The sequence below is a fragment of the Micromonospora sp. HB375 genome, from assembly GCF_017872985.1.
GTDB lineage: Bacteria > Actinomycetota > Actinomycetes > Mycobacteriales > Micromonosporaceae > Micromonospora > Micromonospora chalcea.
Map to the genome: position 1 here is coordinate 2,937,862 of NZ_JAGGJO010000001.1, position 5,881 is coordinate 2,943,742.

The following is a 5,881-nucleotide window of genomic DNA, read 5'->3' on the forward strand; positions in this document are numbered from 1 at the left end:
GTACGCGCACGCCCGAGCCGGTTCGCACCACCGCTCTGCCTACCCCGTCGGCCACGCCGCCTTCCACGCCACCGGTAGGGGCGAGTCGCCCAGCGAGTACAAGGCAAGTGCTGCCTGCCTACGACATCTTCGAGCGCCGAGACGTCAGTTCCGGCTCCGGCGCTCGCCGTCTAGCCCTGCGGGTGGAACTGCACGTCTACCCCGTCAGCGTTCAGCAGGTCATCGACGTCGCGACACGTATCGTGGAGAACCACAGAGGGCAGGGATGGCAGGCGCTGTCGATCGTGATCACATACGACCGACGTGAGGTGTCGCCCAGTTACGCGGCGTTCGAATGGGCGCCTGAGGGGCGTTGGGCGGACGCCGCCAAAGGGGACGCCGCCTCTTGGCAGGGCTACCAGCTCCACCAGGCCATCGTCCGCGACAAGCTGAGCCAGCCGGACAAGTGTCGAGTCCCGTCCGCGCAGGCATACGGGCTCAGCGGGGAGTTCAACCAAGCAACACAGGACAATGTCGAGGTCAGCGAGGGAGCGGTGCTGGCGGATATCGCCAAACGACATCGCATCTCGACCACTCGCGCTGAGGAGTTGGTCTTGACCGTCGAGGACTGGACGATGTGCTGACTCGTCCAGGTCATCCTGATCACCAGTAGGCGGAGTCGACCGGCGCATCAAAGCGCCTGGATGTACGGTCCTTCGTCATGAGCTATGACCTGATCTTCGTACCCCGAGGCGACGACCAGTCCTGGGAGGACGCCCTGGAGGCGGCGGCGGAGGCCGACAGCGACGAGCGTCCGCGCGCCGAGGCGTGGAACCGGATCGTGGCGGCGGCGCGGCAGGTGCTCGGTGAGGTCTCCGTGTTCGAGGGGGCCGACAACTACGAGCTGACGCACGAGCCGACCGGCGTCCAGGTCAGCTACTACGCGGACGAGGTCAGTGTCACCGTGCCGTACTGGTACCGGGGCGGTGACGCCCGGGCCGTCGTCGCGGCGGTGCACCGGCTCGGCGCGGTCGTCGAGGCGGTCACCGGTCTGTCCGGCTACGACCCTCAGGTGGAGCTGCCGTTGGCCGAGGCCGCCGCGCGGCCGGAGCTGGCCGTCGCGGCCTTCGACGAGGTCGCCGAGTCCTTCGCGAGGCGCGGGATCTCCAGTCCTAGCAACGGCTGAACGCCTGCCTGCACGTCGGCAGGTCGCAGTGGCGGGGCGCTGTCGGATCGGCTGCGGCGTGCGACGCTCGTGGCGTGCGTACCGTCTTCGTCTTCCCGGCCATGGCGCAGGCCGCCGTCGTCGCCCTGCTCGACCGGCTGTCGCCGGATCAGAGACATCCGTGGCTGGTGGACGGATGCCTGTACCCGGATCTGACCGGCGAGGACGAGCACCTGTACGCGGACTGGGAGCCGGCGGCGGTGCGGGCCCTGAGCCGCGCCCGCGGTGACCGGCCCAGGTGGGCGGTGCAGGTCGACGCCTCGGGCCGGGTCGACGGGACGGTGGAGGTCCGTCGCCTGACGTTGACGCTGCTCGGTCGGGGCGGCGTCGCGATGGACGACTACTCCGACCATGTCTGGACGGCGGAGCAGATCGCGGCCGACGCGACTGTGGACGGGCTGCGCTTCTTCGACTTCAGAGGCCACTACGAGCGGAACAGGCTCGCCCGGTAGCCGGCCGACAGGAATGTCAGAAGAGCAGCACGAGTTCCTGGGCCAGCATGTCGGTCCAGGTGCGCCGGGTGAAGTTGCAGCCGGTGTGTTCCACGAACTGCCGCAGCGTGCGTACCGGGCCGATGCCGAGCCGGTCGACCGGCGGCGTGTGCAGCATGTAGAGCACCCGCCGGCGGCTCAGCTCCTCGTAGCGGGCCCAGTCGGACTCGACGTGGTCGCTCCAGTGCCGCGGCTTGTCCTGGCGGATGTAGTAGTGCCACGCCAGCACCTCGGTGGGATGGAACAGGTCGTAGCCCCACGTGTAGGCGCGCAACGCCAGGGTGATCTCCTCACCGTGGAAGTAGATGCCCGGGTCGTACGGCACCTCGACGGCGAACGAGCCGGGCGCGAAGAGGAAACCGGCGGCCAGGAACAGCGCCGGTTTGGGTGGTACGCCGGGCGCCGCCCCCTCGATGGGACGCTGACCGAAGACCGGTATGCCGAACGCCGTCCAGTCGGTGACGACGATCTCGGCCGGCACGCCGTCGCCGGTGAACTCCCGCTCGGGCTCGTAACTCGCCGGGTACGCGGTCAGGACCGGCTTCGCCGCGCCGGTCTCCCGCGCCATCCGGATCAGCCGCGTGTCCCAGTCCGGCGCGAACCGGGTGTGGCTGTCGACCTGCAACAGCCAGTCCTCACCGCGGTACCGCTGGAACGTCTGGTCGCGTGCCCAGCAGGCGCCCCGGCTGTCGCGGGCGTCGTACTCCTGGACGTCCACGCCGGGCAGGTCCCGGATGGCGGAGATGTCCTCGTCGCCGAGGTGCTGCCAGCAGACCGCGACGCGGACGTCCTGTGGGCGCGCCGCCTTCGCCAGGCAGTCCAGCACCGTCGGCACCAGTTCCCGGTCCCGGTACGACGCGATCGCCACGAAGATCGTCATGCGTCCGGCGCCGCCGGCACGAGGGCGTACGACTGGAACAGCAGGGCCAGCGCGCGGTGCTCGTCGGCGGGATCGGTGACCGGCAGCAGATCCCCGCGCGAGCGGATGTGGGCCAGCAGGTCCGGTTCCGGCGCCAGCCCGTACGCCTGCAGGTAGTAGGCGACCGACTCGGGCCACAGCCAGCGGCCGTCCGTGCGGTAGGTCATCGGCACGACCCGGCCGCGTTCGGGCCGGACCACGTCCGGTCCCCGCGCGGTGGTGGCCAGCACCGGGGTGCCCGCGTCGAGGTACGCGGCCACCCGGGCCAGTTCCGGGCCCGACAGCCGCTCCCGGTCGGGCGCGAAGCGGGCCCCGTCGTCGTCCACCTCGTCGTGGACCCGGGCGATCCGCAGTGGCTCGGCGTCCCGGTCGGCCCAGAGCAGCGCGCCGGATGCGCGGGCCGCCGCGGCGTACGGCGGAAGCTTGTCACCGGAGCGGTACACCTCGACCAGCGGCGCGGTGAGCCCGGCCCCGGCGAGCGCCCGCATCACGTTCGCCGCCGTCACCGCCTGCGGCCCGTTCGCCTCCAGCACGTACACCGGCGCGGGCGGGATCACCGAGGCCGCCCACTCCGGGGCGATCCGCCACGCGCGCCACAGCGCCACGGCGTCGGGCTGCCGCCGGACCGCCGCGACGGCGACCCGGTCGGTGTCGTCCATCAGGCCCTCGCGGCCGGTGAGGTCCGCCAGCGGCGGCACCCGTCCACCGAAGACACGCGGATCGGGTACGGCCGAGGCGAACGTGAACGCCAGGTCGAGGGCCCCGGGCGGCTCGGGCAGGGCCACCGTGCCGGTGTCGGCGAGCCGCAGCCGCGCCTCGGCCAGCATCGCGTCGGGGACCTGCCCGCCGAGGCGCAGCAGCGCGATGTGCAGCTGCTCCTGCTCCGTCATTCCCGGCCTCCTCGCGTCCTCGTCGGCGGCGCTCGGCGCATTCGACCACGCCGGGTGCCGTGGGCGCCGGTCCGGCCGGACGGTCGTGCCCTAAGGACACCCCGACCGAAGCCGTTCGTGCATCAGCGCGGCCAGCCGGCGCGTACCAGGGCGGCGAGCGCCCGGTGCACGGCGACCGCGTCGGCCGGCGGCCCCGGCTCGGCCCGGCGCAGCCGCAGGTGCCGGCGCAGGCCCTCGTCGGCCAGCGCGCCCTCGTCGAGCACCCGGTCGGCCAGGTCGGCCGGCCAGATCCACGCGCCGTCGGTGCGCAGGCGTGCGGTCAGCGCGGGGGCGGACCGCAGGTAGGTGACGAACGGCGCGATCTCGTCGTCGTCCAGTGGGAGCTGCCCGTCTCCGTCGGCGGCCACCCGGACCTCGCCGGGTGGCCGCGGGGCCCAGATCAGCGCCGACCGGGACCGGGCCGCCCACTGGTACGCGGGCAGCGGCAGGCCGGGCCGGTAGACCTCGACCGGCCCGGCGTGACCGGCGGCGGCGAGCGCCCGCTGTCCCCGGTCGGCGACGTCGGGCAGCTCGTCGTCGGGCAGTGTCGCCTCGACCAGGTAGACGCGCACGGCGCTCGCCGTGTCGCCCGGCCCGGCGGTGATCCGCCAGCAGCGCCACACCCCGGCGGTGTGCGCCGGGTCCAGCACGTCGAGCAGGGCCCGGTCGAGGTCGTCCACGTTTCCGCCCGCAGTCTCGTCCACGACGAGCGGCGCGGCGGTCGCGTACAGCGGCAGGTCGGCCGGCGGGAACGGGACGAACGGGGTGCGCGGCTCGGTGTCCACGTCCTCGTCGGCCGCCGGGTCCGGCGGCAACGGTGTGTCCGGTGGCAGCAGCGCGGCCAGCGCCGTGATCTCCGCCGCGGACTGCGGGAACGCGCCGAGCAGCCGGGCCGCGCAGGCGCCGCGGTCGCCGTCGGCGAGCAGCGCGCGCAGTGCGACGAGGTCGTCGTCCGGGATGCGGCCCGCGGCGCGCAGCAGGAGCAGGTGCAGCGTCCCGGCGCTCACGGCGCCGCCTCGCGCAGGAAGGCGGCGGACAGGCGGGCCGGCGCCGGGCCGCCCGGGTTGACCAGCGCGTCGTACGCGCCGGCCGCGGTGGCCAGTTCCGTCAGGTCGAGCAGCCGCCAGCCGGGCGCCGGCACCCGCTCCCGGTGTGCCGCGCTCGTGGTGACCACCACGCAGCTCCCGTCCTCGGGATCGGGCACGACGAGTGGCCGCCCGTCGCCGTTCGTCGCCAGGTGGAACGTGGCGTCCCGCAGGACCGCGAGCAGGTCCGCCGGCTCGGCCTCGCCGGCCGCGGTCAGGCGCAGCAGGGCGTCGGCCGGGTCGGTGGGGGAGTCCGGGAAGCGGGGACGGTACTCCGGGTTGCTCCGGAACCGGCCGACCTCGCCGTCCGGGCCGACCGGCCACATCCCGACGACCGCCTCGAACGGCGGCTCGTCGTCCTCGCCGTCGGTCCACTCCGGATCGAGCAGCAGAAGGAACTCGGCGTCGCTCACCCGGCGGCCTCCTCGTCGGCGGGCAGCAGGGCGTGCCAGACGATCGCGGCGGCCAGCCGTACCGGCTCGGGACCGTCCGGGTCGACGAGCAGGTCGATGCCGTCGGGCAGCAGTTCGGCGAGCTCGGCCAGCTCGACCGGGCGCCACAGCGGGGCGAACGTGTCCGCGCGCGTGGCCGCCGAGGTGGCCACCACCACGCAGGGCATGTCGTCGAAGGAGCGCACGACCAGCGGCCGGCCGTCGCCGTTCATCGCGAGGTCGAGCCGGGCGTCGCGCAGCGCCGACCCGATCCGCTCCACCGGTTCGTCGCCGCGCATCATCCGGTGCAGCAGATCGGCCAGCGGTGGTCCGGGCGGGGAAGGCCGGTCCGTCATTGTTCCTCCAGGTGGCGGGCGGTCCGCCGCGACAGTCGTGCCGGTCGCGGCGGACCGTCCGGGCTCAGGCGAACGGGTCCGGCGCGGCCGGAACCGGCACCGGGGGCAGGCCCTCCCGTTCGGCGTACTCGTTGAGCCACCGCTCCAGCGGCGGGCCGGACGGGGCCACCCAGGGCTCGGCGCCGTTCTTCGGCACGACGAGCGGGCCCACCGCGAGCGTGTCCATGATGCTGCCGGTCTCGGTGGCCCGGACCGTGTTGAACGGGTACACCCAGCACCAGGCGTACTCGGCCGGGGCGTCCGGGGCGAGCAGCGTCAGCGGCTGCGCCGGGTTCTCCAGCCGGCGCAGCGCGTCCTGCGCCCGGGTGCGGGCGTCGTCGGCGTCCATCAGGTTGTCCTTGTCTGTCGATGGTGGTCGGGCAGGGTGCCCGCCCCGGCCGCGGTGACGGCCGGGGCGGGCGGTGGG

General features: G+C 73.8%; 9 protein-coding genes. 3 read left to right on the plus strand and 6 right to left on the minus strand.

Annotated features, from left to right (window positions below):
• Positions 1 to 107: 107 nt before the first annotated feature.
• The 3 genes from J3R08_RS13600 (at position 108) to J3R08_RS13610 (ending at position 1,656) form a co-directional block, all read left to right on the plus strand.
• Positions 108 to 623, plus strand: coding sequence for a hypothetical protein (locus J3R08_RS13600; protein WP_064446321.1), 516 nt, complete (start codon positions 108 to 110; stop codon positions 621 to 623).
• Between the two features lie 77 nt (positions 624 to 700).
• Positions 701 to 1,165, plus strand: a complete 465-nt coding sequence (locus J3R08_RS13605) for a hypothetical protein (protein WP_209961443.1) — start codon at positions 701 to 703, stop codon at positions 1,163 to 1,165.
• 74 nt (positions 1,166 to 1,239) lie between these two features.
• Positions 1,240 to 1,656 carry a hypothetical protein gene (locus tag J3R08_RS13610; RefSeq protein ID WP_209961445.1) on the plus strand — a complete coding sequence of 139 codons (417 nt, stop codon included), beginning with the start codon at positions 1,240 to 1,242 and terminating at the stop codon, positions 1,654 to 1,656.
• Between the two features lie 16 nt (positions 1,657 to 1,672).
• Here J3R08_RS13610 and J3R08_RS13615 read toward each other — a convergent pair whose 3' ends face one another.
• The 6 genes from J3R08_RS13615 to J3R08_RS13640 all read right to left on the minus strand — a co-directional run bounded on the left by J3R08_RS13615 (position 1,673) and on the right by J3R08_RS13640 (position 5,803).
• Positions 1,673 to 2,575 (minus strand): GlcNAc-transferase family protein, encoded by a 903-nt coding sequence (locus J3R08_RS13615; protein WP_064446318.1) that lies wholly within the window; start codon positions 2,573 to 2,575, stop codon positions 1,673 to 1,675.
• Complete coding sequence (locus J3R08_RS13620) at positions 2,572 to 3,504, minus strand: hypothetical protein (RefSeq protein ID WP_209961447.1); 933 nt, start codon at positions 3,502 to 3,504, stop codon at positions 2,572 to 2,574. The genes J3R08_RS13615 and J3R08_RS13620 overlap by 4 nt, the downstream gene beginning before the upstream one ends.
• Before the next feature lie 122 nt (positions 3,505 to 3,626).
• On the minus strand, positions 3,627 to 4,550 hold the full coding sequence (locus J3R08_RS13625; protein ID WP_209961449.1) for a hypothetical protein: 924 nt from the start codon (positions 4,548 to 4,550) through the stop codon (positions 3,627 to 3,629).
• Positions 4,547 to 5,041, minus strand: a complete 495-nt coding sequence (locus J3R08_RS13630; RefSeq protein WP_209961452.1) for a type VII secretion system-associated protein — start codon at positions 5,039 to 5,041, stop codon at positions 4,547 to 4,549. Before J3R08_RS13630 ends, J3R08_RS13625 begins: the two co-directional genes overlap by 4 nt.
• Positions 5,038 to 5,415 carry a hypothetical protein gene (locus tag J3R08_RS13635; protein ID WP_064446315.1) on the minus strand — a complete coding sequence of 126 codons (378 nt, stop codon included), beginning with the start codon at positions 5,413 to 5,415 and terminating at the stop codon, positions 5,038 to 5,040. Before J3R08_RS13635 ends, J3R08_RS13630 begins: the two co-directional genes overlap by 4 nt.
• A gap of 64 nt (positions 5,416 to 5,479) precedes the next feature.
• A complete protein-coding gene (locus J3R08_RS13640) occupies positions 5,480 to 5,803 on the minus strand; it encodes a YrhB family protein (protein ID WP_209961454.1) in 324 nt (107 codons plus the stop codon).
• Between the last annotated feature and the right edge of the window lie 78 nt (positions 5,804 to 5,881).

Excerpts from the sequence above, each read along its gene's own strand:
- J3R08_RS13615 (WP_064446318.1), bottom strand. The coding sequence starts at position 2,575 with ATGACGATCTTCGTGGCGATCGCGTCGTACCGGGACCGGGAACTGGTG.
- J3R08_RS13620 (WP_209961447.1), bottom strand. The coding sequence starts at position 3,504 with ATGACGGAGCAGGAGCAGCTGCACATCGCGCTGCTGCGCCTCGGCGGG.
- J3R08_RS13605 (WP_209961443.1), top strand. The coding sequence starts at position 701 with ATGAGCTATGACCTGATCTTCGTACCCCGAGGCGACGACCAGTCCTGG.
- J3R08_RS13635 (WP_064446315.1), bottom strand. The coding sequence starts at position 5,415 with ATGACGGACCGGCCTTCCCCGCCCGGACCACCGCTGGCCGATCTGCTG.
- J3R08_RS13640 (WP_209961454.1), bottom strand. The coding sequence starts at position 5,803 with ATGGACGCCGACGACGCCCGCACCCGGGCGCAGGACGCGCTGCGCCGG.